General features: G+C 61.2%; 26 protein-coding genes. 11 read left to right on the top strand and 15 right to left on the bottom strand.

The genetic code is table 11. The features are described 5' to 3' along the window. Positions 1 to 11 precede the first annotated feature (11 nt). The 9 genes from TU79_RS09880 (at position 12) to pdeM (ending at position 10,261) form a co-directional block, all read left to right on the top strand. Positions 12 to 1,016, top strand: coding sequence for a ligase-associated DNA damage response exonuclease (locus tag TU79_RS09880; protein WP_057007813.1), 1,005 nt, complete (start codon positions 12 to 14; stop codon positions 1,014 to 1,016). Continuing rightward, positions 1,013 to 2,647: an ATP-dependent DNA ligase gene (locus tag TU79_RS09875; protein ID WP_057007812.1), complete on the top strand. Its 1,635-nt coding sequence runs from the start codon at positions 1,013 to 1,015 to the stop codon at positions 2,645 to 2,647. The genes TU79_RS09880 and TU79_RS09875 overlap by 4 nt, the downstream gene beginning before the upstream one ends. 245 nt (positions 2,648 to 2,892) lie before the next feature. Further along, positions 2,893 to 3,672, top strand: coding sequence for a transporter substrate-binding domain-containing protein (locus tag TU79_RS09870; protein ID WP_003231167.1), 780 nt, complete (start codon positions 2,893 to 2,895; stop codon positions 3,670 to 3,672). A gap of 59 nt (positions 3,673 to 3,731) precedes the next feature. Continuing rightward, entirely contained in the window at positions 3,732 to 4,460 is a 729-nt protein-coding gene (locus tag TU79_RS09865) for an ABC transporter permease (protein WP_057007811.1), read from the top strand. After that, positions 4,457 to 5,167 carry an ABC transporter permease gene (locus TU79_RS09860; RefSeq protein WP_057007810.1) on the top strand — a complete coding sequence of 237 codons (711 nt, stop codon included), beginning with the start codon at positions 4,457 to 4,459 and terminating at the stop codon, positions 5,165 to 5,167. Before TU79_RS09865 ends, TU79_RS09860 begins: the two co-directional genes overlap by 4 nt. Before the next feature lie 9 nt (positions 5,168 to 5,176). Further along, positions 5,177 to 6,295, top strand: coding sequence for a succinylglutamate desuccinylase/aspartoacylase family protein (locus TU79_RS09855; protein WP_057007809.1), 1,119 nt, complete (start codon positions 5,177 to 5,179; stop codon positions 6,293 to 6,295). A 13-nt stretch (positions 6,296 to 6,308) separates the two neighbouring features. Continuing rightward, positions 6,309 to 7,073, top strand: coding sequence for an ABC transporter ATP-binding protein (locus TU79_RS09850; protein ID WP_057007808.1), 765 nt, complete (start codon positions 6,309 to 6,311; stop codon positions 7,071 to 7,073). A 57-nt stretch (positions 7,074 to 7,130) separates the two neighbouring features. Then, the gene (locus TU79_RS09845; protein ID WP_057007807.1) at positions 7,131 to 9,611 is read left to right on the top strand and encodes a ligase-associated DNA damage response DEXH box helicase; all 2,481 of its coding nucleotides are present in this window, start codon (positions 7,131 to 7,133) and stop codon (positions 9,609 to 9,611) included. Continuing rightward, positions 9,611 to 10,261, top strand: coding sequence for a ligase-associated DNA damage response endonuclease PdeM (gene pdeM / locus TU79_RS09840; protein WP_057007806.1), 651 nt, complete (start codon positions 9,611 to 9,613; stop codon positions 10,259 to 10,261). The genes TU79_RS09845 and pdeM overlap by 1 nt, the downstream gene beginning before the upstream one ends. Before the next feature lie 23 nt (positions 10,262 to 10,284). Here the strand turns inward: pdeM and TU79_RS25175 are convergent, their stop codons facing one another. Beyond that, positions 10,285 to 10,482, bottom strand: a complete 198-nt coding sequence (locus tag TU79_RS25175; RefSeq protein ID WP_082638447.1) for a hypothetical protein — start codon at positions 10,480 to 10,482, stop codon at positions 10,285 to 10,287. 107 nt (positions 10,483 to 10,589) lie between these two features. Continuing rightward, on the bottom strand, positions 10,590 to 11,156 hold the full coding sequence (gene dcd / locus TU79_RS09835) for a dCTP deaminase (RefSeq protein ID WP_003231181.1): 567 nt from the start codon (positions 11,154 to 11,156) through the stop codon (positions 10,590 to 10,592). A 389-nt stretch (positions 11,157 to 11,545) separates the two neighbouring features. On the opposite strand from dcd, the gene TU79_RS09830 reads away from it, so the two are divergent. Then, complete coding sequence (locus TU79_RS09830) at positions 11,546 to 11,755, top strand: cold-shock protein (RefSeq protein ID WP_002554837.1); 210 nt, start codon at positions 11,546 to 11,548, stop codon at positions 11,753 to 11,755. Positions 11,756 to 11,958: 203 nt separating this feature from the next. Here TU79_RS09830 and rpoS read toward each other — a convergent pair whose 3' ends face one another. The 8 genes from rpoS to TU79_RS09790 all read right to left on the bottom strand — a co-directional run bounded on the left by rpoS (position 11,959) and on the right by TU79_RS09790 (position 19,041). Continuing rightward, on the bottom strand, positions 11,959 to 12,963 hold the full coding sequence (gene rpoS / locus TU79_RS09825) for an RNA polymerase sigma factor RpoS (protein ID WP_057007805.1): 1,005 nt from the start codon (positions 12,961 to 12,963) through the stop codon (positions 11,959 to 11,961). A gap of 105 nt (positions 12,964 to 13,068) precedes the next feature. Then, positions 13,069 to 13,905: a peptidoglycan DD-metalloendopeptidase family protein gene (locus TU79_RS09820; RefSeq protein WP_057007939.1), complete on the bottom strand. Its 837-nt coding sequence runs from the start codon at positions 13,903 to 13,905 to the stop codon at positions 13,069 to 13,071. A 172-nt stretch (positions 13,906 to 14,077) separates the two neighbouring features. After that, positions 14,078 to 14,713 (bottom strand): protein-L-isoaspartate(D-aspartate) O-methyltransferase, encoded by a 636-nt coding sequence (locus tag TU79_RS09815; protein ID WP_173670290.1) that lies wholly within the window; start codon positions 14,711 to 14,713, stop codon positions 14,078 to 14,080. A 41-nt stretch (positions 14,714 to 14,754) separates the two neighbouring features. Then, entirely contained in the window at positions 14,755 to 15,504 is a 750-nt protein-coding gene (surE, locus tag TU79_RS09810) for a 5'/3'-nucleotidase SurE (RefSeq protein ID WP_057007803.1), read from the bottom strand. Then, a complete protein-coding gene (gene truD, locus TU79_RS09805) occupies positions 15,492 to 16,550 on the bottom strand; it encodes a tRNA pseudouridine(13) synthase TruD (protein ID WP_057007802.1) in 1,059 nt (352 codons plus the stop codon). The genes surE and truD overlap by 13 nt, the downstream gene beginning before the upstream one ends. Then, on the bottom strand, positions 16,547 to 17,020 hold the full coding sequence (gene ispF, locus TU79_RS09800; protein WP_057007801.1) for a 2-C-methyl-D-erythritol 2,4-cyclodiphosphate synthase: 474 nt from the start codon (positions 17,018 to 17,020) through the stop codon (positions 16,547 to 16,549). Before ispF ends, truD begins: the two co-directional genes overlap by 4 nt. Positions 17,021 to 17,074: 54 nt before the next feature. Continuing rightward, the gene (fghA, locus tag TU79_RS09795) at positions 17,075 to 17,920 is read right to left on the bottom strand and encodes an S-formylglutathione hydrolase (RefSeq protein ID WP_057007800.1); all 846 of its coding nucleotides are present in this window, start codon (positions 17,918 to 17,920) and stop codon (positions 17,075 to 17,077) included. 8 nt (positions 17,921 to 17,928) lie between these two features. After that, entirely contained in the window at positions 17,929 to 19,041 is a 1,113-nt protein-coding gene (locus tag TU79_RS09790; protein WP_057007799.1) for an S-(hydroxymethyl)glutathione dehydrogenase/class III alcohol dehydrogenase, read from the bottom strand. A gap of 110 nt (positions 19,042 to 19,151) precedes the next feature. Here TU79_RS09790 and TU79_RS09785 point away from each other — a divergent pair, with 110 nt between their 5' ends. Then, positions 19,152 to 20,048, top strand: a complete 897-nt coding sequence (locus TU79_RS09785) for a LysR substrate-binding domain-containing protein (RefSeq protein ID WP_003231197.1) — start codon at positions 19,152 to 19,154, stop codon at positions 20,046 to 20,048. A 49-nt stretch (positions 20,049 to 20,097) separates the two neighbouring features. On the opposite strand, the gene ispD is transcribed toward TU79_RS09785, so the two are convergent. The 5 genes from ispD to pyrG form a co-directional block, all read right to left on the bottom strand. Continuing rightward, complete coding sequence (ispD, locus tag TU79_RS09780) at positions 20,098 to 20,805, bottom strand: 2-C-methyl-D-erythritol 4-phosphate cytidylyltransferase (protein WP_057007798.1); 708 nt, start codon at positions 20,803 to 20,805, stop codon at positions 20,098 to 20,100. Next, positions 20,802 to 21,080, bottom strand: a complete 279-nt coding sequence (gene ftsB, locus TU79_RS09775; protein WP_057007797.1) for a cell division protein FtsB — start codon at positions 21,078 to 21,080, stop codon at positions 20,802 to 20,804. Before ftsB ends, ispD begins: the two co-directional genes overlap by 4 nt. A 181-nt stretch (positions 21,081 to 21,261) precedes the next feature. Then, positions 21,262 to 22,551, bottom strand: a complete 1,290-nt coding sequence (gene eno / locus TU79_RS09770) for a phosphopyruvate hydratase (RefSeq protein WP_057007796.1) — start codon at positions 22,549 to 22,551, stop codon at positions 21,262 to 21,264. A gap of 157 nt (positions 22,552 to 22,708) precedes the next feature. Beyond that, on the bottom strand, positions 22,709 to 23,554 hold the full coding sequence (kdsA, locus tag TU79_RS09765; protein WP_057007795.1) for a 3-deoxy-8-phosphooctulonate synthase: 846 nt from the start codon (positions 23,552 to 23,554) through the stop codon (positions 22,709 to 22,711). Between the two features lie 5 nt (positions 23,555 to 23,559). After that, positions 23,560 to 25,191, bottom strand: coding sequence for a CTP synthase (gene pyrG / locus TU79_RS09760; protein WP_034118464.1), 1,632 nt, complete (start codon positions 25,189 to 25,191; stop codon positions 23,560 to 23,562). Positions 25,192 to 25,247: the final 56 nt, after the last annotated feature.

Raw genomic sequence — 25,247 nt, 5'->3', positions numbered from 1 at the left:
CCGGTCACCCCATGGACCTTGTCATCGCCCGCCCCGAAGGCCTTTACTGCCCCGCCGGAGATTTCTACATCGATCCCTGGCGCCCGGTGGAACGCTCCGTCATCACCCACGCCCATGGCGACCACGCCCGCACCGGCAATCAACACTACCTGGCGGCGGCGCCCGGCGAAGGCATTCTGCGCTCGCGCTTGGGCCAGGACATCAACCTGCAAACCCTGGCCTACGGCGAACGGTTGGTGCACCACGGCGTCACCTTGAGTTTTCATCCGGCCGGGCACGTACTCGGCTCGGCCCAGGTGCGCCTCGAATACCAGGGCGAAGTCTGGGTCGCATCCGGCGATTACAAGGTCGAGCCCGATGGCACCTGTGCGCCGTTCGAACCGGTGCGCTGCCACACGTTCATCACCGAATCCACCTTCGGCCTGCCGATCTACCGCTGGCAGCCCCAGGCGCAGATCTTCGCCGGCATCAACGACTGGTGGCAGGCCAACGTCGCCGCCGGCAAGGCCAGCGTGCTGTTCTGTTATTCCTTCGGCAAGGCCCAGCGCATTCTGCACGGCATTGACGCGAGCATCGGCCCGATCCTCAGCCATGGCGCCGTCGAGCCCTTGAACCGGGTGTACCGCGAGGCCGGCATTTACATTCCCGAAACCCTTTACGCAGGTGACTTCAAAAAAACCGACCCGCTGTTGCGCAAGGCGCTGATCATCGCTCCGCCGTCTGCCGGCGGCAGCAGCTGGATCAAGCGCTTTGGCGACTACAGCGACGCCTTCGCCAGCGGCTGGATGCGCCTGCGCGGCACGCGAAGGCGGCGCGGGGTAGACCGGGGGTTTGTGCTGTCCGACCACGCCGATTGGCCAGGCTTGCTGTGGGCCATCGAGCAAACCGGCGCTGAACGAGTGATGGTCACCCACGGCTCGGTGGGTGTATTGGTGCGCCACTTGCGCGAAAAAGGCCTGGACGCCCAGGGCTTCACCACCGAATACGGTGACGACGAAGAAGAGGCCACCGCATGAAGGCCTTCGCCGAGCTGTACGCCAACCTCGACGCCACCACCTCCAGCAATGCCAAGCTCGCCGCATTGCAAGCCTACTTCCTGCAGGCGCCGCCGGAAGATGCCGCCTGGGCGGTGTACTTTTTATCCGGTGGCCGGCCCCGGCAACTGGTGCCCACGCGCCTTTTAAGGGACATGGCCACGCAAGCGTCAGGCATCGAAGCCTGGCTGTTCGAAGAGAGCTACCAATCGGTCGGCGACCTCGCCGAGACCATTTCCCTGCTGTTGCCCGAATCCACCTACACCTCGCAGGATGGCCTGGCCGTTTGGCTGGAAGAAAAACTGTTGCCCCTGCGCGGCCTGTCGCCAATGGATCTGGCTGAACGCCTGCCCGCGTTGTGGGCGCAGCTGGACCAACCCAGCCTGATGGTGTGCATCAAGCTGATCACCGGCAGCTTTCGCGTCGGCGTGTCCAAGCTACTGGTCACCCGCGCCCTCGCCGCCATGGCCGATCTGGACAGCAAGCGCGTGGCGCAGCGGCTGGTGGGCTACACCGATTTGTCCAATCGTCCTACGGTCGAAGGCTACCTCAAGCTGATTGCGCCTGAATCATCCGACGAACACGCGCAACGCGGCGGGCAACCCTATCCGTTTTTTCTGGCCCATGGCCTGTCGCAGCCGGTCGAGCAATTCGACACGCTGCTCGGCTCGCCGAATGACTGGCAAGTGGAATGGAAGTGGGACGGCATCCGCGCACAACTGGTCAAACGCGAGGGCCGCTTGTGGATCTGGTCGCGAGGCGAGGAGCTGGTGACCGAGCGCTTCCCCGAGCTGCACAGCCTGGTCAGCGGCCTGCCGGACGGCACGGTGATCGACGGCGAGATTGTGGTGTGGAAAGACGCGGTGCAGCCCTTTGCCCTGCTGCAACAACGCATTGGCCGCAAGACCTTGAGCAAGAAGGTCCTGGAAGACGCGCCGGTCGCGGTACTCGCCTACGACCTGCTGGAATATCAGGGCGACGACTGGCGCAACCATGTCCAGGCCGAACGCCGCGCGCAACTCGAACAGGTCATCCGCGCGTGCGACCAACCCGTGCTGCTGCCCTCGCCGTTGTTGCAAGCCGACACGTGGGAAGCACTGGCCGAACAGCGTGAAGCCTCACGCAGTCTTGGCGTGGAAGGCATGATGCTCAAGGATCGCAAAGGCCTCTACGGCGTTGGCCGCACCAAGGACATGGGCCTGTGGTGGAAGTGGAAGGTCGATCCGTTCAGCGTCGATGCGGTGTTGATCTACGCCCAACGTGGCCATGGTCGCCGCGCCAGCCTTTACAGCGATTACACCTTTGCCGTGTGGGATGGCCCGCCGGGCACCGAGCGCACCCTGGTGCCGTTTGCCAAGGCCTATTCGGGACTGACCGACGAAGAAATGCGCAAGGTCGACGCCATCGTGCGCAAGACCACCGTGGAAAAATTCGGCCCGGTCAGCAGCGTGACGCCGAGCATGGTATTTGAACTGGGGTTTGAAGGCATTGCCCTGTCCAAGCGGCACAAGAGCGGGATTGCGGTGAGATTTCCACGGATGCTGCGCTGGCGCCAGGACAAGGCGGTTGAGGAAGCCGACAACCTGGCCACCCTGCAGGACCTCCTCGCCTGATAAAAAACCCTGTGGGAGCAGGCCCCTCCCATAATTTAATGCTCGTTAATGGTCCAAATGAGTGCAGGGTATTTTCGATGCCCATTTTTGGGCATCGCCTACACTCCCAACGCCCTCGCCTTGCCTTTTAAAACGCTCATTCGGAACTATGGTGCAGAAATTGCTACTTGAGAGCCGTCTGACACCGTTCAGTAACAGTCCTAAACGCGCCACAAGCGCTTATCTTGGTTTCCAGGGATTACCTAATGAAAAAAGCATTGCTGACCCTTTCTGCACTGGCCCTGTGCATGGCCGCCGGTGTAGCCACGGCCAAGGAATACAAGGAATTGCGTTTTGGTGTGGATCCTTCCTACGCACCGTTTGAATCCAAGGCCGCCGATGGCAGCCTGGTGGGCTTTGATATCGACCTGGGCAACGCGATCTGCGCGGAACTGAAGGTCAAGTGCAAATGGGTCGAAAGCGATTTCGACGGCATGATCCCGGGCCTCAACGCCAACAAGTTCGATGGCGTGATTTCGTCGATGACCGTGACTGCGGCCCGTGAAAAGGCGATCGACTTCTCCAATGAGCTGTTCTCGGGCCCGACCTCCCTGGTGTTCAAGAAAGGCGCAGGGTTCTCGACGCCGGAGTCCCTCAAGGGCAAATCCGTGGGCTACGAGCAGGGCACCATCCAGGAAGCCTACGCCAAGGCCGTACTGGATAAGGCCGGTGTGACCACCAAGGCCTACGCCAACCAGGACCAGGTGTACGCCGACCTGACCTCCGGTCGCCTGGACGCTTCGGTGCAGGACATGCTGCAAGCCGAACTGGGCTTTCTGAAGTCGCCGGCCGGCGCCGGTTACGAAGTCAGCGCCGCCATCGACGACCCGTTGCTGCCGTCGAAAACCGCCATCGGTATCAAAAAAGGTAACAAAGACCTCAAGGCCCTGCTCGATAAAGGTATCAAAGCGTTACACGATGATGGCACCTACGCCACCATCCAGAAGAAACACTTCGGCGACCTGAACCTGTACAGCGGTAAATAACACGCTGGCGCCCATCGCTTTGCGGTGGGCGCTTTTTTATCGCCATAGGTCCTGAATTCATGTTTGAAGATCTTCTGAACACCCTGGGGCTGAGTGCCTTCAGCTTGAAAGGGTTCGGCCCGCTGTTGCTGCAAGGTACGTGGATGACCATCAAGTTGTCGGTCGCGTCCCTGGCCGTCAGCGTCCTGCTGGGCCTGCTCGGTGCCAGTGCCAAATTGTCCAGCCTGCGCCTGCTGCGCATTCCCGCCCAGCTCTACACCACCCTGATTCGCGGCGTGCCCGACCTGGTGCTGATGCTGCTGATTTTCTACAGCCTGCAAATCTGGCTGACCGGTTTTACCGACTTCATGGAATGGGACTACATCGAGATTGACCCATTCAGCGCCGGGGTCATCACCCTGGGCTTTATCTACGGTGCGTATTTCACCGAGACGTTTCGCGGCGCGATCCTCGCCGTGCCCCGTGGCCAACTGGAAGCCGCGACCGCCTACGGGCTCAAGCGCGGGCAACGCTTTCGCTACGTGACCTTCCCGCAGATGATGCGTTTTGCCCTGCCGGGCATCGGCAATAACTGGATGGTGATGCTCAAGGCCACGGCGCTGGTGTCGATCATCGGCCTGGCCGACCTGGTCAAGGCCGCCCAGGATGCCGGCAAGAGCACGTATCAACTGTTCTATTTTCTGGTCATCGCCGCGTTGATCTACCTGCTGATCACCAGCGCGTCCAACTTCGTCCTGCGCCGGCTTGAACGGCGCTACTCGGCAGGCTCACGGGAGGCAGTGCGATGATCGAGCTCCTGCAGGAATACTGGCGCCCCTTCCTTTATAGCGACGGCCAGCACATCACCGGGCTGGCCATGACCCTGTGGCTGCTGAGCGCGGCGCTGGTCATCGGGTTTATCGTGTCGATCCCGCTGTCCATCGCGCGGGTGTCGCCCAAACGCCGGGTGCGCTGGCCGGTGCAGTTCTACACCTATCTGTTTCGCGGTACGCCGCTCTATATCCAGTTGCTGATCTGCTACACCGGTATCTACAGCATCGCGGCGGTACGCGAGCAGCCGCTGCTGGGCGCGTTCTTTCGCGATGCGATGAATTGCACCATCCTCGCCTTCGCCCTCAACACCTGCGCGTACACCACCGAGATTTTCGCCGGCGCCATTCGCAGCATGGCCCACGGTGAAGTGGAGGCGGCCAAGGCCTATGGCCTCAGCGGCTGGAAGCTGTATGCCTATGTGATCATGCCGTCGGCGTTGCGCCGTTCGCTGCCTTACTACAGCAACGAAGTGATTTTGATGCTGCATTCGACCACTGTGGCATTTACCGCAACGGTGCCGGACATTCTCAAAGTCGCACGGGACGCCAACTCAGCCACCTACATGACCTTTCAATCGTTCGGCATCGCTGCGCTGATCTATCTGACGGTGACCTTCGCCCTGGTCGGTCTGTTTCGATTGGCGGAGCGTCGCTGGCTGGCCTTCCTCGGGCCAAGCCGCTAAGGAGTGTTCATGCGTCATCAGGTACACGATCTGATCGCGCCGGTGCCCGGCACGGCGCGGCAGATTCACAGTTTTCACTTCGGCCCGGAACAGGCCGCCGGCAAAATCTACATTCAGTCCTCGCTGCACGCCGATGAGCTGCCGGGCATGCTGGTGGTCTGGCATCTGAAACGGCGTCTGGCCGAACTGGCGGCGGCTGGGCGCCTGCGCAGCGAAATCGTGCTGGTGCCCATCGCCAATCCGGTGGGCCTGGAACAAGTGTTGATGGACACGCCGCTGGGGCGCTACGAGCTGGAAAGCGGACAGAACTTCAATCGCCATTTTGTCGACCTCAGTGCGCAAGTCGGCGACCAGGTGGAAGCGCTGCTGGACGACGACCCCCGGCGCAACGTGGAGCGGGTGCGCACCGCGCTGTCAGGCGCCCTGGCCGAGCAAACCGCCGACACCCAGTTGCAGTCCCAACGCCTGGTACTGCAACGCCTGGCCTGCGATGCCGACATGGTGCTGGACCTGCATTGCGATTTCGAAGCCGTGGCGCACCTGTACACCACGCCCGCGGCCTGGCCGCAGGTGGAGCCGCTGGCACGCTATATCGGCAGCGAAGCCAACCTGCTGGCCACCGACTCGGGCGGGCAGTCCTTCGACGAGTGTTTCACGCTGGTGTGGTGGCAGTTGCAGCAACGCTTCGGCGAGCGCTTCCCGCTGCCCATGGGCAGTTTTGCGGTCACCGTCGAGCTGCGCGGCCAGGGTGACGTCAACCATGGCCTGGCCAGCCTCGACTGCCAGGCGATCATCGACTACCTGATTCACTTCGGCGCAATCGCCGGCCAGGCGCCGCCGCTGCCCGACCTGGCCTACCCGGCCACCCCGCTGGCGGGCGTGGAACCGGTGGCCACGCCAGTGGGCGGCTTGCTGGTGTACAGCGCCCTGCCGGGGGAATACCTGCACGCCGGGCAATTGATCGCCGAGATCATCGACCCCATTACCGACCGCGTAACGCCCGTGCACTGTCGGCACGCCGGCCTGCTTTACGCCCGCTCGCTGCGCCGCATGGCCACTGCCGGGATGGTCATCGGCCATGTCGCAGGCTCCGAGGCCTACCGCAGCGGCTATCTACTTTCGCCTTGAGGATGCACGCCCCATGTACAAACTGACCGTTGAAGGCCTGCATAAAAGCTATGGCGACAATCAAGTGCTCAAAGGCGTCACGCTCAAGGCCAATACCGGTGACGTGATCAGCCTGATCGGCGCCAGCGGCTCGGGCAAGAGCACGTTTTTGCGCTGCATCAACTTTCTGGAAACTCCCGACGACGGCGCCATGACCCTGGATGGCAAGGCAATCCGCATGATCAGTGACCGCCACGGCATGCGCGTGGCCGACGATGCCGAGTTGCAGCGCCTGCGCACGCGGCTGGCGATGGTGTTCCAGCACTTCAACCTGTGGAGCCACATGAGCGTGCTGGAAAACATCACCATGGCCCCACGCCGGGTGCTGGGTTGCAGCAAAAGGGACGCCGAAGAACGCGCCCGTCGCTACTTGGACAAGGTCGGCCTGCCGGCGCGGGTGGCCGATCAATACCCGGCCTTTCTCTCCGGTGGCCAGCAACAGCGGGTGGCCATCGCCCGCGCCCTGGCCATGGAACCGGAAGTGATGCTGTTCGACGAACCCACCTCGGCCCTCGACCCGGAGCTGGTGGGCGAAGTGCTCAAGGTGATTCAGGGCCTGGCCGAGGAAGGCCGCACCATGATCATGGTGACCCACGAGATGAGTTTTGCGCGCAAGGTATCGAGCCAGGTGCTGTTCCTGCATCAGGGACGAGTGGAAGAGGAAGGCACGCCGGACGCGGTGCTGGGCAATCCGCAGAGCGAGCGTCTGCAGCAATTTTTGAGTGGCAACTTGAAGTAAACCTTTGTGCCGCGCGAAGGGTCTGTGGAATAGACCCTTCAGGACGTCAGCTGCCGCATGGCAAAACCCCACGACTTCGCCAGGCAATGGTTCGCCGCCAAGGGTTGGAAGCCCTTCGCGTTTCAGAAAGACGTGTGGGCGGCGGTCAGGCAGGGCCGGTCCGGCCTGTTGCACGCCAGCACCGGGGCCGGCAAGACCTACGCCCTGTGGTTTGCCGCGCTCAATCGCCTGGCCATCACCCGCCCGCCGGCCACCGGCAAACGCAAGCCGCCGGCCGAACCGCTGAGCGTGCTGTGGATCACCCCCATGCGTGCGCTGGCCGCCGACACCGCCCGCGCCCTCGAAGCGCCACTTGCTGCCTTGCAGATTCCCTGGAGCGTCGGCCTGCGCACCGGCGATACCAGCAGCAGCGAACGCGCCCGCCAGACCCGCCGCCAGCCCACCGCACTGGTCACCACCCCGGAAAGCCTGACGCTGATGCTCGCCCGCGCCGACAGCGAGACGAGCCTGGGGCACCTGCGCATGGTGATCGTGGATGAATGGCATGAACTGATCGGCAACAAGCGCGGCGTGCAGCTGCAACTGGCGATGGCCCGCCTGCGACGCTGGCACCCTGACCTGATGGTGTGGGGCATTTCCGCGACCTTGGGCAATCAGGCCCACGCGCTGGAGGTATTGGTCCCACAGGGCGATGGGATCAATGTGCAGGGGCAGACTGCCAAGCAGTTGATCATCGACACCCTGTTGCCACCCGTCACCGAACGCTTCCCGTGGGCCGGGCATATTGGCTTGAAGATGCTGCCGCAAGTGGTGGCCGAAGTGGACTCGAGCAGCAGTTGCCTGGTGTTCACCAATACCCGTGCGCAATCGGAGATCTGGTACCAGGCCTTGCTGGACGCGCGGCCGGACTGGGCCGGTTTGATCGCCCTGCACCACGGCTCACTGTCGCGGGAAACCCGTGACTGGGTGGAGCGCGCCTTGAAAGACGGGCAGCTCAAGGCCGTGGTGTGTACGTCGAGCCTGGACCTGGGCGTGGACTTTTTACCGGTGGAGCGCGTGCTGCAGATCGGCTCGGCCAAAGGCGTGGCGCGCCTGATGCAACGCGCCGGGCGCTCCGGCCATGCGCCGGGGCGGCCGTCACGGGTGACGCTGGTGCCGACCCATAGCCTGGAGCTGGTGGAGGCCGCGGCGGCGCAGGATGCAATCGCCGAACGGCGCATCGAGGCGCGGGAATCGCCCCACAAGCCATTGGATGTACTCGTACAACACCTGGTGAGCATGGCCCTGGGCGGCGGCTTCACGCCCGAGGCCTTGCTGGCGGAAGTTCGCGGTGCGTGGGCGTACCGCGAACTCACGGAGGAGGACTGGGCCTGGGCGCTGGGCTTTGTGCGCCACGGCGGCCTGTCGCTGACCGCCTACCCGGATTACCGCCGCGTGGAACCGGACGAACAGGGCATCTGGCGCGTGCCCGATGCGCGCCTGGCGCGGCGTCACCGCATGAGCGTGGGCACTATCGTCAGCGATGCGAGTATCCATCTCAAATACTGGAGCAAGGGCGGCGGCGGCAAGAATCTGGGCAGTGTCGAGGAAGGTTTTATTGCGCGGCTCAAGCCGGGGGATGGCTTTCTGTTCGCCGGCCGCTTGCTGGAACTGGTGCGCGTGGAGAACATGACCGCCTACGTGCGCCGCAGCACCGCGAAAAAGGCCGCCGTGCCGCGCTGGAATGGCGGGCGCATGCCGCTTTCCAACGAGCTGGCGCAGGCGGTGGTCGAACGCTTTGACGCAGCCGCGCATGGGCGCTTCGACGGCCCGGAGATGCAAGCGGTGCAACCGTTGCTGCAGACGCAATTGCGCTGGTCGGGCCTGCCCACCCACGATCACCTGCTGGCCGAAGCGCTGAAGTCGCGCGAGGGCTGGCACCTGTTTCTCTACCCCTTCGCCGGCCGTCAGGTGCACCTGGGACTGGCAAGCCTGCTGGCATGGCGGGTCAGCCAGCAACAGCCAGTGACCTTTTCGATAGCGGTGAACGATTACGGGCTGGAGCTGCTGAGCGCCACCGAGGTGCACTGGCCACGTCTATTGAACGAGGCCCTGCTGAGCCCGGAGCATCTGCTGACGGACGTTGCTGCAAGCTTGAACGCGGGAGAACTGGCATTGCGCCGCTTTCGCGAGATCGCGCGTATTGCCGGGCTGGTATTTGCCGGGTATCCGGGGGCACCGAAGAGTACGCGGCAGGTGCAGGCGTCCAGTGGTTTGTTTTTCGAGGTGTTCAAGCAATACGATCCGCATAATCTGTTGCTGACCCAGGCTGGGGAAGAAGTCCTGCGTGAGGAGTTGGATATTCGGCGGCTGGAAGAGACGCTGCTGCATCTGTCGTCGCTCAAACGCGACCTGCATGTGATCGAGCGCCCTACCCCGCTGGCCTTTCCGCTGCTGGTGGAACGGATGCGCGAGAGCATGAGTTCGGAAAAACTGTCGGAGCGCATTGCGCGGATGGTCAAGGACCTGGAAAAAGTCGCGGATAACGGGAAAGGTTGATGTATTGCTCTGTCACGCTTGAAGGTGAAGAACTGTGGCTGCTGGCGGACAAGGCGGTGTACTGGCCGGCGCGCCGTACGCTGCTGATTGCCGACGCGCATTTTGGCAAGGCTTCGGCCTATCGCAGCCTTGGGCAGCCGGTGCCGCAGGGGACCACCACGGCCAATCTGCACAGGCTTGACCGTGTGCTAAGCGGGTTTGCTTGCGAACGGGTGATCTTTCTGGGGGATTTTCTGCACGGACCCGGCTCCCACGCCAGTGGAACACTGGGCGCCTTAAGGGCCTGGCGTGATCGCACACCTGAGCTGGCGATGACGCTGATTCGCGGCAATCACGATAAACGTGCGGGCGACCCGCCTGCCGACCTGCGTATTGAGGTGGTGACCGAACCGCTGCTGATGGGCCCCTTCGCGCTGCAACACGAACCGGACGCCCACCCCAGCCACCACGTGCTGGCAGGGCATGTGCATCCGGTGTATCGATTGCGCGGCAGGGGTCGGCAAAGCCTGCGCCTGCCGTGCTTTCTGATAGGCACGCAGGTCAGCCTTCTGCCGGCCTTCGGCGCGTTTACTGGCGGCTATGCGGTTGAGCAGGACGTTGATCGCCGACTGTTTGTGATCGGCGATCACGAGGTATGGCCCGTTCAGTGAGGCACTGACTGGCCGCGCATCTATCAGGCGACAGGCGCGGGCGGTGGCTCATCCGGGAGGACAGGTTCGCCTGGCTCGGTCGGCTGGGGATAATCCGGGTCAGGTTGGCCGGGAATACCACCCGCATGTGCAGGGTTGGCCATCAGGGACCAGGCTAAAACACCAATCTGGTTGGGTTCGAGCCGGGCGAGTTCAGCGCTGATTCGCGGGTCAATCTTCATAAGGTACTCCTCAAGCGTGGCTCGGCGCGCTTTACACGCGCCGAGGCAGTACACCCAATAGAGTCACTTCTTGCAGACTAATTCCCTTAACGTGTAAGACCTTTCGATCAAGCGCGTGGGAGAGTGACGCCACGCTGACCCTGATACTTGCCGCCACGGTCCTTGTAGGACACTTCACAGGCCTCATCGGACTGCAGGAACAGCATCTGCGCAACACCTTCATTTGCGTAGATTTTCGCCGGCAACGTGGTGGTGTTGGAGAACTCCAGGGTCACATGGCCTTCCCACTCCGGCTCCAGCGGCGTCACGTTGACGATAATGCCGCAACGCGCATAGGTGCTTTTGCCCAGGCAGATGGTCAACACGTCGCGGGGGATACGGAAGAACTCCACGGTGCGTGCCAGGGCGAACGAGTTGGGCGGGATGATGCACACATCGCTCTTGATATCGACGAAGCTTTTTTCGTCGAAGTTCTTTGGGTCGACAGTGGCTGAATTGATATTGGTGAACACCTTGAATTCATCGGCGCAACGCACGTCGTAGCCGTAGCTGGAAACACCGTACGAGATCACGCGGTCGTTGCCTTCGCCACGGATCTGGCGCTCGACGAAGGGCTCGATCATGCCGTGCTCTTGCGCCATGCGGCGAATCCACTTGTCCGATTTGATGCTCATGGCGGGTGTCCTGAATAGCGAGGTAGAAAAAAGGCTGTGGGGCATCTTACCGGGGCCGACGACGGGGTTCAAAGGGCGCGGGGCATTTCTTCGCGCATGCGCGCGTCGCTGCAGGCCACAGCCAGTGGGGCTGGGCTCTGGCCGCCGTGCAAGGGCGGTGAAAATAGCGCCGCCAGTCACGAATTTATGGAAACCTGTGGAAATACCATTGGCACGTTCCGGAAAAACGGTTAAGGTGGCGTCACTGTGTTGCTTGTGTCACTGAGAATCTCTACACGATATGTTGAATTTCGATCCAACCATCTCCAAGAATTTTTCCTGCTCTTTGCACTCAGTCTCGGCCAGGGCTTTTCCTGAGTCGCAGTTAACTTTGTTCAAGGAGTTACACCATGTCTAATCGCCAAACTGGTACCGTTAAGTGGTTCAACGATGAAAAAGGCTTCGGCTTCATCACTCCACAATCCGGTGACGACCTGTTCGTTCACTTCAAAGCTATCCAATCCGACGGCTTCAAAAGCCTGAAAGAAGGCCAACAGGTTTCTTTCATCGCTACCCGCGGTCAGAAAGGCATGCAAGCTGAAGAAGTTCAAGTTATCTAACTTGTACTGACTCAGTCGAAAAAACCCCGCCCTTAAAAGCGGGGTTTTTTTATGCCCGGACTTTGGCCTGTGCGCCATGGAATGCCGTGCGCAAAAAAATGTGGAAGGGGGCTTGCTCCCGACAGCGGTGGCACAGTCGGTACAACCGGTGACTGTTTCACTGCAATCGGGAGCAAGCCCCCTCCCACATTTGTACTGCGTGACTACTGGAACAACGACTCGCTCGACAAGCCATTCTTCTCCAGGATCTCGCGCAAGCGCTTGAGGCCCTCCACCTGAATCTGCCGCACCCGCTCACGCGTCAGGCCGATCTCCAGGCCCACGTCTTCCAAGGTGCTGCTCTCATGACCACGCAGGCCAAAGCGGCGAATTACCACCTCACGCTGCTTGTCCGTAAGCTCGGACAGCCACTGATCAATGCTTTGGGAAAGATCATCGTCCTGCAACAGCTCGCAGGGGTCTGTTGGACGATCATCGGTCAGGGTGTCCAGCAGGGTTTTATCCGAGTCCGGGCCCAGCGAGACATCGACCGAAGACACCCGCTCATTGAGGCCCAGCATGCGCTTGACCTCCGCGACTGGCTTCTCCAGCAGGTTGGCGATTTCTTCGGGCGAAGGTTCATGATCAAGTTTTTGTGTCAGCTCACGTGCCGCCCGCAGGTAGACGTTAAGCTCTTTGACCACATGGATCGGCAGACGGATTGTACGGGTCTGATTCATGATCGCCCGTTCAATGGTCTGACGGATCCACCAGGTGGCATAGGTGGAAAACCGAAAGCCCCGCTCAGGGTCGAACTTCTCCACCGCGCGAATCAGGCCGAGGTTGCCCTCCTCGATCAGGTCCAGCAAGGACAGCCCACGATTGACATAACGTCGGGCGATTTTCACCACCAGGCGCAGGTTGCTTTCAATCATGCGTTTGCGCCCGGCCGGATCACCCTTTTGCGACAAGCGCGCAAAATGGACTTCTTCTTCGGGGGTCAACAGAGGGGAAAAACCGATTTCATTGAGGTACAGCTGCGTCGCATCAAGCGCCCGCGTGTAGTCAATGTACTTGTGTTGCTTTAATGCGGAGGAGTTCTTGGATTTGGTACGAACTGAAGATGTTGCAGGTCCCTCATTCGACATCGATTCCATTGCGATATCGGTCTCCATAAGGAGAACCTCATCGTCGATGTCAAACTCCGGCGCTTCTTTACTGAGAGCCATTGTTATAGTCCTTTGGTGAGTTCGACCTCAAGCTCAAGCGGCGCCTTTATCCTTGGCAACGCTGGAGCCTGTTCCTTCTACGTGAGGGAACAGGCTGGTAACACATCAACGACGGGGTAGGAATTGCAGCGGATCGACGGGCTTCCCCTGACGGCGAATCTCAAAATGCAGTTTCACCCGGTCTGTCCCCGTTGACCCCATTTCAGCAATCGTCTGTCCGACCTTGACCTGCTGCCCCTCCCGAACCAACAGCCTGCGGTTGTGACCGTAAGCACTGACGTAGGTGTCACTGTGCTTGATGATGACCAGCTCGCCGTAGCCCCGTAAACCACTCCCGGCGTAAACCACTGTCCCATCAGACGCAGCTAAAACAGGCTGTCCCAAATCCCCGGCGATATCAATGCCTTTATTCAAACTGCCGTTTGAAGAGAATTTTCCAATTAACACCCCGTTTGAAGGCCATCCCCAGCCCTTCGGCGCAGGGCCCGCAGGGGGCAGCGGCGCAGGCGCGGGCCTGTTTGCGACAGTCGGTGCCGCCGTGCCGGCAGGCCGGGTGGTAATAGTGGTCTTGCTTGAGGAGGATGACGAAGAGCCGCTGCTTGTCACCACGGACACGGGCGCGGAACCGCTGCGACCGTCGAAGCGAATCGTCTGTCCCGGATGGATGGTATAAGGCACGGGAATATTGTTACGAGCTGCGAGTGCCTTGTAGTCCCAGCCATAACGAAAGGCGATCGAGAACATCGTATCGCCCTTGCGCACCACATATTGCCCGGTGGTGACCGTAGGCTTCTGCGGCACCGCCCTGGTACGGTCAACGACCCGTGCGCCGCCGCTTGGCGTGCTGGAGCAGGCTGCCAGTAACGAACTCAAGACAAGGCCAAGCACCAGTCGCTGAAAGCTAGTTTTACTCATACGCTGCGCAAGACCTGTGAGACTCACCCGCCGCTCCCTTTGATGGTGGCTGAACATGAATGCCTGTATCAGGCTTGAAAGATGCCGCAAGTATAACTGTGCATTGGTTTTTTACCGCCAATGCCTGATCACGTGATTCGATAGACCCCGCCGTAAGACACATCCCCTGCAACGGAATTCACTGCCCGCCCATAAATGATCAGGCCAGCGGGCCATTGAGCAGCGGCACAAAGCGCACCGCCCCAAGCACATGCCGGGAAAAGCCGTCGTCCTCACGGATAATCAGCATCAATTGCTGCACTTCACCGGCCCCGACTGGAATCACCAGGCGGCCACCAGGGGCCAGTTGATCAAGCAAAGCCTGCGGGACATCCGTGGCCACGGCCGTGACGATAATACCGTTGTAAGGCGCCAACGCAGGCCAGCCTTCCCAGCCATCGCCCCAGCGAAACACCACGTTGCGCAGGTTCAACTCAACGAGGCGCTCCTTGGCGCGGTCCTGCAACACCTTAATGCGCTCCACCGAGAACACCCGCTCCACCAGTTGAGACAGCACGGCAGTCTGGTAGCCCGAGCCGGTGCCGATCTCCAGCACCTTGTCCAATGGGCCCGCCGCCAGCAACAGCTCGCTCATGCGCGCAACCATGTAAGGCTGGGAAATGGTCTGGTTGTGGCCGATCGGCAGCGCGGTGTCTTCATAGGCGCGGTGTGCCAGGGCCTCATCAACAAACAGATGGCGAGGTGTGCGCCGAATCACTTCCAGCACCTGGGCGTTGGACAGGCCTTCTTCATACAGGCGCTGGATCAAACGCTCGCGGGTGCGCTGCGAGGTCATCCCGATGCCGCGACGCAGCAGGTCGTCCTGTTCACGAGCCATCAGCGCAGCCCCTCCAGCCAGCCATCGAGACGACTGAAGGCATCACTGAAGGTGCGATCAAATTGCAACGGGGTAATCGAAACATAACCTTGCATCACCGCATGAAAGTCCGTGCCTTCGCCACCGTCTTCGGCATCGCCGGCTGCGGCAATCCAGTAACCTTCCTTGCCACGCGGATCGACGACTTTCAGCGGCGCCGCAGCGCGGGCTCGATGGCCCAGACGCGTGAGCCGGATGCCGCGAATATGGTCGAGGGGCAAATTGGGAATATTGACGTTGAGCACCGTGCGCGGTGGCAGGTCGAGGGAAGCATGCGCCTCGACCAGCTTGCGCGCGAAATGGGCGGCCGTGGGCAGGTTGTCCAGTTGGCGCGATGCCAGGGAGAACGCAAACGAGGTCCGCCCGAGGAAACGCCCTTCAAGCGCCGCGCCGACAGTGCCGGAATACAGCACGTCGTCACCCAGGTTGGCGCCGAGGTTGATACCCGACACGATCAGGTCCGGCTGCGGCTGCAGCAGGCTGTTGATCGCCAGGTGCACGCAATCGGTGGGCGTACCGTTCACGCTGATAAAACCATTGGCGAGGACGTGCGGGTGCAGCGGACGGTCAAGTGTCAGCGAACAGCTGGCACCACTTTTGTCCTGGTCAGGGGCAACCACCACGCACTCGGCGTAATCCGCCAGCGCAGCATGAAGCGCGGCAAGGCCGGGTGCGGTGGCACCGTCATCGTTTGATATCAGAATACGCATGGGCTGTCCGTCTGCCCCACTGGCACCAGATCAACAAGCTCGCGCACCAAGACAGTGGCGAAGCATCCGGCCGGCAGGACAAATTCCAATTGCAGAATGTCAGGCCGGGGATAATGCCACGTCAACCCGCCAATGGGCAGCCGCAGAATGCGACGTTCCTGGCTCATTCCGGCATTTACCAGCCAATCCCGCAGGTCCGCTTCGCCGGCGGCGACAGATTGTTCCAGCTCAAAGGTAAGACCTTTCGCTGGAGAGTCGCCCTCGCCCCATTGTGGGCCGGTGGGGTGCAGGTCCAGGATGGCCAGGCGCGGGTCGCTGCATTCAGCCTCCCCCGCCGGAAAAAAACTGCGACTGTCGGTAAATGCCAGCAAGTCGCCAACCTGGGCACGCTGCCACGAACCATCCGCCACGCGGGCGGCCAGCACTTTATTGAACAGAAAACTGCGCGCCGTGGACAGTAACCGCGAACGCACCGCGCGCTGCTCCGGCAACGCCTTGCGCGCAGCCCATTCGCGGGCATCCACGACGTTGCCGCCATTATGGCCAAAGCGCTGGGTGCCGAAATAATTGGGAATACCGTGCCGGGCAATCCGTTGCAGACGTGCGTCGATGGCGGCGGTGTCACCGGCCAGTTGCGTCAGGCGCAGGGTAAAGCCATTGGCCGAATGAGCACCGCGCTGCAATTTGCGCTTGTGGCGTTTCATTTCCAGGATCTTGAGGGTGTCGTTTTGCGCACCACTCATGTCCGGGTCGGCCTTGCCGGGCAGCTGCACGCTGAACCATTGGCGGGTCAACGCCTGGCGATCCTTGAGCCCGGCGTAACTGACCGTGCGCAGCGGCACGCCCGCCGCCTTGGCGATGCGTCGCGCTGCCTCTTCGGTGTTCAGGCCGCGTTTTTCCACCCACAACCACAGGTGTTCGCCGTCGCCGCTCAGCGGAATATCCAGCACCTCATCGACCTGGAAATCCTCGGCGGTCGCCTTCAGGACCGCGCTGCCCAGCGCCTCGCCATAAGCCCGCGGGCCCAGCAATTGCAGTTCATTCATGCGCGCAGCAACAAGGCGACAGAGTGCACCGCAATGCCCTCTTCACGACCGGTAAACCCGAGCTTTTCGGTGGTGGTGGCTTTCACGTTCACTTGATCCAGTTCTATTTGCAGGTCGGCGGCGATCAGCGCGCGCATCGACTCGATGTGGGGCGCCATTTTCGGTGCCTGGGCCACGATGGTGTTATCGACGTTGCCGACCTTCCAGCCCCTGGCGTGGATGAGTCCGACCACATGGCGCAGCAACACACGGCTGTCCGCGCCCTTGAACGTCGGGTCGGTGTCCGGAAAGTGCTTGCCGATATCACCCAGTGCCGCCGCGCCGAGCAAGGCATCACTCAAGGCATGCAACAGTACATCGCCGTCCGAATGCGCCAACAACCCGTGGTGATGCGCGATTCGCACGCCGCCCAGGGTGATGAACTCGCCTTCAGCGAAACGGTGCACATCGTAGCCGTGGCCAATACGCATAAAAAAACGCCCCGATTTAATTCAGGGCGTGATTCTACCTACTTTTGCCGCAGATTAACCGAGCAAAGCGCGTCCGTGATGGCGCAAATGATCGTCGATGAAACTGGCAATAAAGAAGTAGCTGTGGTCGTAACCCGGTTGCAGACGCAGTTCCAGCGGATGGCTGGCCGCCCTGGCCGCCTGCTGCAGAGCTTCGGGCTTGAGCTGCTCGGCGAGGAAATCGTCACGATCACCCTGGTCCACCAACAACGGCAGCTTTTCCGAGGCTTCGCTGATCAGCACGCAGGCATCCCACTCGCGCCACTTGGCGCGCTCTTCGCCCAGGTAACGGGAGAAGGCTTTCTGGCCCCAGGGGCAGTCCATCGGGTTGTTGATGGGCGAAAACGCCGACACCGACAGGTAGCGACCGGGGTTGCGCAGTGCGCACACCAATGCCCCGTGGCCACCCATGGAGTGGCCACTGATGCCGCGCTTGTCCGAAGCCGGGAAATGCGCTTCAACCAACGCCGGCAATTCCTGCACCACGTAGTCATGCATCCGATAATGCGTGGCCCAGGGTTGCTGCGTGGCGTTCAGGTAGAAACCGGCGCCCAGGCCGAAATCCCAGGCATTCTCCGGGTCGTCCGGCACGCCCGGCCCACGCGGGCTGGTGTCGGGCGCGACGATGATCAAGCCCAGCTCGGCGGCCATGCGCTGGGCGCCGGCCTTCTGCATGAAATTCTCGTCGGTGCAGGTCAGGCCGGACAGCCAGTACAGCACCGGCAGCTTGCCGCCCTGCTCGGCCTGTGGCGGCAGGTAGACGGCGAAGGTCATGTCGCAATCGAGCACAGCCGAGTGATGCTTGTAGCGTTTATGCCAGCCGCCGAAGCTTTTCTGGCAAGACAGGTTTTCCAGACTCATGGCCGACCTCAGAAGTGGATGACAGTACGAATGCTCTTGCCTTCATGCATCAGGTCAAACGCTTTGTTGATGTCTTCCAGACCCATGGTGTGGGTGATGAAGGTGTCCAGCGGGATCTCGCCGGTCTGGGCCATTTCCACGTAGCTTGGCAACTCGCTGCGCCCGCGCACGCCACCGAACGCCGAACCGCGCCAGACGCGACCGGTCACCAGTTGGAAGGGGCGCGTGGCGATTTCCTGGCCCGCACCGGCCACACCGATGATCACCGACTCGCCCCAGCCTTTGTGGCAGCACTCGAGGGCAGCGCGCATCAGGTGTACGTTGCCGATGCACTCGAAGGAAAAGTCCACGCCGCCATCGGTCAAGTCGACAATCACGTCCTGGATCGGGCGATCGTAGTCTTTCGGGTTGACGCACTCGGTGGCACCCAGTTGCTTGGCGATTTCGAACTTGGCCGGGTTGATGTCAATGGCAATGATGCGCCCGGCCTTGGCCTTGGCCGCGCCAATGACTGCCGACAAGCCAATGCCGCCCAGGCCGAAGATGGCCACGGTATCGCCTGGCTTGACCTTGGCGGTGTTGAGCACGGCACCGATGCCGGTGGTGACGCCGCAGCCCAGCAGGCAGACTTTTTCCAGCGGCGCTTCTTTAGGAATTTTCGCGACGGAGATTTCCGGCAGCACGGTGTACTCGGAAAAAGTCGAGGTGCCCATGTAGTGGAAAATCTGCTGACCCTTGTAGGAAAAACGTGTGGTGCCGTCGGGCATCAGGCCTTTGCCCTGGGTGGAGCGGATGGCCTGGCACAGGTTGGTCTTGCCCGACTTGCAGAATTTGCACTGGCCGCATTCCGGGGTGTACAGCGGGATCACGTGATCGCCCACGGCCACCGACGTCACGCCTTCGCCGATTGCTTCAACCACCGCACCGCCTTCATGGCCGAGGATCGACGGGAAGATGCCTTCCGGGTCGGCGCCCGACAGGGTGTAGGCGTCGGTGTGGCACACGCCTGAGGCGACCACCCGCAACAGCACTTCGCCAGCCTTGGGCATGGCGACATCCACTTCAACGATTTCCAGGGGCTTGTTGGCTTCGAAGGCTACGGCGGCGCGGGACTTGATCATCCGGGTTTTCTCCAGGGAATTTTAAAACTGAGACAGCGAGTGTAAATCAGGGCCCTTTGATTAATAATCCGGACAAAAGCAAAACTTTATTGCTGTACAGGGATAATCAGATGTTGGAGAACCGCTGGGAAGGCATCGATGAGTTCGTGGCGGTGGCCGAGTGCAGCCAGTTCACGGCGGCGGCCGAGCGCCTGGGCGTGTCCTCGTCCCATATCAGCCGGCAAGTGGCGCGCCTGGAAGAGCGCCTGCAAACGCGGTTGCTGTACCGCAGTACGCGCAAGGTGACGCTGACTGAAGCCGGCCAGACCTTCCTGCAGCATTGCCAGCGCCTGCAGGACGGCCGCGAGGAAGCCCTGCGCGCGGTCGGCGACCTGGCCAGCGAGCCCAAGGGCATGCTGCGCATGACCTGCGCGGTGGCCTACGGCGAGCGGTTTATCGTGCCGCTGGTGACACGGTTCATGGGGTTGTATCCGCAGTTGCGCGTGGATATCGAACTGAGCAACCGGCAGTTGGACCTGGTGCATGAAGGCCTGGACCTGGCGATCCGCCTTGGCCGCCTGCAGGACTCGCGCATGGTCGCCAGCCGCCTGGCGCCAAGGCGCATGTATGTATGCGCATCACCGTCCTACCTCGCGCGGTACGGTCGGCCCCACAGTTTGTCGGAATTGAGTCGGCACAACTGCCTGATCGGCAGTTCGGATATCTGGCAACTGGCCCAGGACGGGCGCGAATTTTCCCAGCGGGTCCAGGGAAACTGGCGCTGTAACAGTGGGCAGGCGGTGCTGGACGCGGCATTGCAGGGCGTTGGATTGTGCCAGTTGCCGGATTACTACGTGCTGGAGCACTTGCACAGTGGCGCGCTGGTGTCGCTGCTTGAGGCGCATCAGCCGCCGAATACGGCGGTGTGGGGGCTGTATCCGCAGCAGCGGCATCTGTCGCCCAAAGTGCGCAAGCTGGTGGATTTTTTGAAGGAGGGGTTGGCGGGAAGGCCGGAGTACAGCCAGTGAGTCTGCGTTGCCTGCACCGGCCTCATCGCAGGCGACTCGGTTTAACTGACTATCTACGATTGGCCCACCGCAACCTGAGCCACTCCAGATCTTCCGGCCGAGTCACCTTGATATTGTCCGAACGCCCCTCAATCAATCGCGGCGCCTGACCGGACCATTCCATCGCCGAGGCTTCATCGGTAATCACTGCATCCGCCACCAGACTGTCAGCCAGGGCACGATGCAAAGCGCCCAGGCGGAACATCTGCGGCGTGTACGCCTGCCAGATCAGGCTGCGATCAACGGTCTCCACCACACGACCGCGCTTGTCTGCACGCTTGAGCGTGTCGCGCGCCGGCACCGCCAGCAGGCCGCCCACCGGGTCGTCCGCCAGTTCAGCCAATAGCGTTTCGAGATCGTCGCGGCTCAAATTCGGCCTTGCCGCATCGTGCACCAGCACCCAATCCTCATCGCCGGCCCCCAGGGCATTGAGCTGCAGCAACGCGTTGAGCACCGAGCCCGAGCGCTCCGAGCCGCCGTCCGCACGCTGGATACGCGGGTCGGCAGCACAGGCCAGGCCAGGCCAGTAAGGATCATTTGGAGCAAGACTGACCACCAGGCCCTTGAGCATCGGGTGATCGAGAAAACAGCCTAGGCTGTGTTCGAGAATAGTGCGTCCGCCCAGTTGCAAGTATTGCTTGGGACGGTCCGCAGCCATACGGGCACCAACGCCCGCGGCGGGAATCACGGCCCAGAAGGCCGGCAAACGCTGAGTCATTGGGCCAACTGGTAGAGGGTCTCGCCCTCCTTGACCATGCCCAATTCATGACGAGCCCGTTCTTCGACGGTCTCCGTGCCTTTTTTCAGCTCAAGCACTTCGGCATCGAGGACGCGATTGCGCTCCAGCAGGATTTCGTTTTCGGCGTGCTGTGCAGCAATTTGCTCATTCAGGTCTTTTACCTGCGCAAAGCTGCCATTACCCACCCATAGGCGGTACTGCAGGCCAGCCAGCAACAAGAGCAAGACGAGGAACAACCAATTGGGACTGCGCATCGAATATCGGGTATCCAGTGAAAAAAGACCGCCATGCAAAACTTTTGCAGCAACTGACAGCACGAAGCCTGGAAAAACCAGGCTTGTGCTAGATGGCCAACAGATTAACGTCGAAATTCACTTTGTCGTGAGTTTTCCGACGCAGTCCGTCGACTTTTTTACATTTTTAACCGGTTAACGGTCAGCCGCGAAACTCGCCACGACCGTTGTACTTGGCTTTACCTGCCAGTTGCTCTTCGATACGCAGCAATTGGTTGTACTTGGAAACACGGTCGGAACGGCACAGGGAGCCGGTCTTGATCTGGCCCGCCGAGGTGCCCACGGCCAGGTCGGCAATGGTCGAATCTTCGGTCTCACCGGAGCGGTGGGAGATCACGGCGGTGTAGCCCGCGGCCTTGGCCATCTGGATGGCTTCCAGGGTTTCGGTCAGGGTGCCGATCTGGTTGAACTTGATCAGGATCGAGTTGGCGATCTTCTTGTCGATGCCCTCTTTCAGGATCTTGGTGTTGGTCACGAACAAATCGTCGCCCACCAGCTGGACTTTCTCGCCGATCTTGTCGGTGAGGATCTTCCAGCCGTCCCAGTCGGACTCGTCCAGGCCGTCCTCGATCGAAATGATCGGATAGCGCTGGGTCAGGCCCTTGAGGTATTCGGCAAAACCTTCGGAGTTGAACACCTGGCCTTCACCGGACAGGTTGTACTTGCCGTCTTCATAGAATTCGCTGGCGGCGCAGTCCAGGGCCAGGGTCACGTCGGTGCCCAGGGTATAGCCGGCGTTGGCCACAGCTTCGGAGATCACTTTGAGTGCATCTTCGTTGGACGCCAGGTTCGGCGCGAAACCACCTTCGTCACCCACTGCGGTGCTCAGGCCACGGGCTTTGAGCACAGCCTTGAGGTGGTGGAAAATTTCGGTGCCCATGCGCAGGCCTTCGGAGAAGGTCTTGGCGCCAACCGGCTGCACCATGAATTCCTGGATGTCGACGTTGTTATCGGCGTGCTCGCCACCGTTGATGATGTTCATCATCGGCACCGGCATGGAGTACACACCCGGGGTGCCGTTCAGGTTGGCGATGTGGGCATACAACGGCAGGTCCTGGTCCTGGGCAGCTGCCTTGGCAGCGGCCAGGGACACAGCGAGGATAGCGTTGGCGCCCAGGCTGCCTTTGTTTTCAGTGCCGTCGAGCTGGATCATCGCGTGGTCCAGGGCTTTCTGGTCCAGCGGGTCCTTGCCCAGCAGCAGGTCACGGATCGGGCCATTGATGTTGGCTACCGCCTTGAGTACACCCTTGCCCAGGTAACGGCTCTTGTCGCCATCGCGCAGTTCCAGCGCTTCGCGCGAACCGGTAGAAGCACCGGACGGCGCGCAGGCGCTGCCGATGATGCCGTTATCGAGAAGCACGTCGGCTTCGACGGTGGGGTTGCCACGGGAGTCGAGAACTTCACGACCTTTGATGTCGACGATTTTTGCCATTGTTGTGAACACTCCAAAGTTGACGAAAACGACGCAGCTGAAGGAAATCTTTTGACCGACCGCAAGGGTGGAACAACAGGGCAGGCTTGCAGACGACAAGGCTCAGGCACGCATGCCTGAGCATAAAGCGTGGGAAAGTTTACCGGAGAAATACCGCTTACGCGGTTTCTACCGTCGCAAATCCCTTGACCAGTTCGTCCAGTTGCTTGAGCTGAGCCAGGAACGGCTCCAGCTTGTCCAGGCGCAGGGCGCAGGGGCCGTCGCACTTGGCGTTGTCAGGGTCCGGATGGGCTTCCAGGAACAGGCCGGCCAGGGACTGGCTGATGCCCGCCTTGGCCAGGTCGAGCACCTGGGCACGCCGCCCGCCGGCGGAATCGGCGCGACCACCGGGCATTTGCAGCGCGTGGGTGACGTCGAAAAATACCGGGTATTCGAATTGTTTCATGATGCCGAAACCGAGCATGTCCACCACGAGGTTGTTGTAGCCGAAGCTCGAACCACGCTCGCAGAGGATCAACTGGTCGTTACCCGCCTCCACGCATTTATTCAGGATGTGTTTCATCTCCTGGGGCGCGAGGAACTGGGCTTTCTTGATATTGATCACCGCGCCGGTCCTGGCCATCGCGACCACCAGGTCGGTCTGGCGCGACAGGAAAGCCGGCAACTGGATGATGTCGCACACCTCGGCGACCACGGCAGCCTGTTCAGGCTCGTGGACGTCGGTGATGATCGGCACGCCGAAGGCTTGCTTGATGTCCTGGAAGATCCGCATGCCTTCTTCAAGGCCCGGGCCGCGATAGGAAGTCACGGACGAACGGTTGGCCTTGTCGAAGCTGGCCTTGAACACGTAAGGGATACCCAGTTTCTGGGTAACCTTGACGTACTCTTCACAGACCTGCATCGCCATGTCGCGGCTTTCCAGCACGTTCATGCCGCCGAACAGCACCATGGGCTTGTCGTTGGCAATTTCGATATCGCCTACGCGAATGATCTTCTGGGCCATCAGGGTTACGCCTTCTTCTGATGTTGCGTCAGTGCGGCTTTGACGAAGCCGCTGAACAATGGGTGGCCATCGCGCGGTGTCGAGGTGAACTCGGGGTGGAACTGGCACGCCACGAACCACGGGTGATCCGGCGCCTCGACCACTTCAACCAGCTTGCCGTCACCGGAACGACCGGAGATTTTCAGGCCGGCTTCCTTGATCTGCGGCAGCAGGTTGTTGTTCACTTCGTAACGGTGACGGTGGCGCTCGACGATCACGTCCTTGCCGTAGCAGTCGTGAACCAGCGAACCCGCTTCCAGCAGGCAGTCCTGCGCGCCGAGGCGCATGGTGCCGCCCAGGTCGGAGGTTTCGGTACGGGTTTCGACAGCGCCGGTGGCGTCTTCCCACTCGGTGATCAGGCCCACGACCGGATGGCCGCTGGTGTGATCGAACTCGGTGGAGTTGGCGTCTTTCCAGCCCAGGACGTTACGGGCGAACTCGATAACGGCCACTTGCATGCCCAGGCAGATGCCCAGGTACGGCACCTTGTTTTCACGAGCGTATTGCACGGCGGTGATCTTGCCTTCCACGCCACGCAGACCGAAGCCGCCGGGGACGAGGATTGCATCGACACCTTCGAGCAGCGCGGTGCCCTGGTTCTCGATGTCTTCGGAGTCGATGTAGCGCAGGTTGACCTTGGTGCGGTTGCTGATGCCGGCGTGGCTCATCGCTTCGATCAGCGATTTGTACGCGTCCAGCAGCTCCATGTACTTGCCGACCATGGCGATGGTGACTTCATGCTCAGGGTTGAGCTTGGCGTCGACCACGGCTTCCCACTCGGAGAGGTCCGCGCCATTGCACTGCAGACCGAAACGCTCGACCACAAAATCGTCCAGGCCTTGCGAATGCAGAATGCCCGGGATCTTGTAGATGGTGTCGGCGTCTTCCAAGGCAATCACCGCACGTTCTTCAACGTTGGTGAATTGCGCGATCTTGCGACGCGAGGAAATATCGATCGGGTGATCGGAGCGGCACACCAGTACATCCGGCTGCAGGCCGATGGAACGCAGTTCCTTGACCGAGTGCTGGGTAGGCTTGGTTTTGGTTTCGCCGGCGGTGGCGATGTAAGGCACCAGCGTGAGGTGCATCAGCATCGCGCGCTTGGCGCCGACTTCGAAGCGCAACTGGCGGATGGCTTCGAGGAACGGCTGGGATTCGATGTCACCCACGGTGCCGCCGATCTCGACCATCGCCACGTCGGCATCGCCCGCACCCTTGATGATGCGGCGCTTGATTTCATCGGTGATGTGCGGGATGACCTGGATGGTCGCACCCAGGTAGTCACCACGGCGCTCTTTGCGCAGCACGTGCTCGTAGACGCGGCCGGTGGTGAAGTTGTTGTTCTGGGTCATGGTCGTGCGGATGAACCGCTCGTAGTGGCCCAGGTCCAGGTCGGTTTCGGCGCCGTCGTGGGTGACGAACACTTCACCGTGCTGGAACGGGCTCATCGTGCCCGGGTCGACGTTGATGTACGGGTCCAGCTTGAGCATGGTGACCTTAAGTCCCCGCGCCTCCAGGATGGCCGCCAATGAAGCGGAGGCAATGCCTTTCCCCAATGAAGAAACAACACCGCCCGTGACGAATATGTAGCGCGTCATGAAAAACCCTAGAAGTCTGCGTTAAAGCGGTCCGAGCCGCCGGGGAAAGCGAAGAG

This window comes from Pseudomonas trivialis (genome assembly GCF_001439805.1).
Lineage (GTDB): Bacteria > Pseudomonadota > Gammaproteobacteria > Pseudomonadales > Pseudomonadaceae > Aquipseudomonas > Aquipseudomonas trivialis.
The sequence above is the reverse complement of the archived record's forward strand: the minus strand, read 5'-3'. Positions and strand labels throughout refer to the sequence as shown.

Coding starts and splice junctions, on each gene's coding strand:
- TU79_RS09880 (WP_057007813.1), top strand. CDS start 12: ATGGACCTTGTCATCGCCCGCCCCGAAGGCCTTTACTGCCCCGCCGGA.
- TU79_RS09875 (WP_057007812.1), top strand. CDS start 1,013: ATGAAGGCCTTCGCCGAGCTGTACGCCAACCTCGACGCCACCACCTCC.
- TU79_RS09870 (WP_003231167.1), top strand. CDS start 2,893: ATGAAAAAAGCATTGCTGACCCTTTCTGCACTGGCCCTGTGCATGGCC.
- TU79_RS09865 (WP_057007811.1), top strand. CDS start 3,732: ATGTTTGAAGATCTTCTGAACACCCTGGGGCTGAGTGCCTTCAGCTTG.
- TU79_RS09860 (WP_057007810.1), top strand. CDS start 4,457: ATGATCGAGCTCCTGCAGGAATACTGGCGCCCCTTCCTTTATAGCGAC.
- TU79_RS09855 (WP_057007809.1), top strand. CDS start 5,177: ATGCGTCATCAGGTACACGATCTGATCGCGCCGGTGCCCGGCACGGCG.
- TU79_RS09850 (WP_057007808.1), top strand. CDS start 6,309: ATGTACAAACTGACCGTTGAAGGCCTGCATAAAAGCTATGGCGACAAT.
- TU79_RS09845 (WP_057007807.1), top strand. CDS start 7,131: ATGGCAAAACCCCACGACTTCGCCAGGCAATGGTTCGCCGCCAAGGGT.
- pdeM (WP_057007806.1), top strand. CDS start 9,611: ATGTATTGCTCTGTCACGCTTGAAGGTGAAGAACTGTGGCTGCTGGCG.
- TU79_RS25175 (WP_082638447.1), bottom strand. CDS start 10,482: ATGAAGATTGACCCGCGAATCAGCGCTGAACTCGCCCGGCTCGAACCC.
- dcd (WP_003231181.1), bottom strand. CDS start 11,156: ATGAGCATCAAATCGGACAAGTGGATTCGCCGCATGGCGCAAGAGCAC.
- TU79_RS09830 (WP_002554837.1), top strand. CDS start 11,546: ATGTCTAATCGCCAAACTGGTACCGTTAAGTGGTTCAACGATGAAAAA.
- rpoS (WP_057007805.1), bottom strand. CDS start 12,963: ATGGCTCTCAGTAAAGAAGCGCCGGAGTTTGACATCGACGATGAGGTT.
- TU79_RS09815 (WP_173670290.1), bottom strand. CDS start 14,713: ATGACCTCGCAGCGCACCCGCGAGCGTTTGATCCAGCGCCTGTATGAA.
- surE (WP_057007803.1), bottom strand. CDS start 15,504: ATGCGTATTCTGATATCAAACGATGACGGTGCCACCGCACCCGGCCTT.
- truD (WP_057007802.1), bottom strand. CDS start 16,550: ATGAATGAACTGCAATTGCTGGGCCCGCGGGCTTATGGCGAGGCGCTG.
- ispF (WP_057007801.1), bottom strand. CDS start 17,020: ATGCGTATTGGCCACGGCTACGATGTGCACCGTTTCGCTGAAGGCGAG.
- fghA (WP_057007800.1), bottom strand. CDS start 17,920: ATGAGTCTGGAAAACCTGTCTTGCCAGAAAAGCTTCGGCGGCTGGCAT.
- TU79_RS09790 (WP_057007799.1), bottom strand. CDS start 19,041: ATGATCAAGTCCCGCGCCGCCGTAGCCTTCGAAGCCAACAAGCCCCTG.
- TU79_RS09785 (WP_003231197.1), top strand. CDS start 19,152: ATGTTGGAGAACCGCTGGGAAGGCATCGATGAGTTCGTGGCGGTGGCC.
- ispD (WP_057007798.1), bottom strand. CDS start 20,805: ATGACTCAGCGTTTGCCGGCCTTCTGGGCCGTGATTCCCGCCGCGGGC.
- ftsB (WP_057007797.1), bottom strand. CDS start 21,080: ATGCGCAGTCCCAATTGGTTGTTCCTCGTCTTGCTCTTGTTGCTGGCT.
- eno (WP_057007796.1), bottom strand. CDS start 22,551: ATGGCAAAAATCGTCGACATCAAAGGTCGTGAAGTTCTCGACTCCCGT.
- kdsA (WP_057007795.1), bottom strand. CDS start 23,554: ATGGCCCAGAAGATCATTCGCGTAGGCGATATCGAAATTGCCAACGAC.
- pyrG (WP_034118464.1), bottom strand. CDS start 25,191: ATGACGCGCTACATATTCGTCACGGGCGGTGTTGTTTCTTCATTGGGG.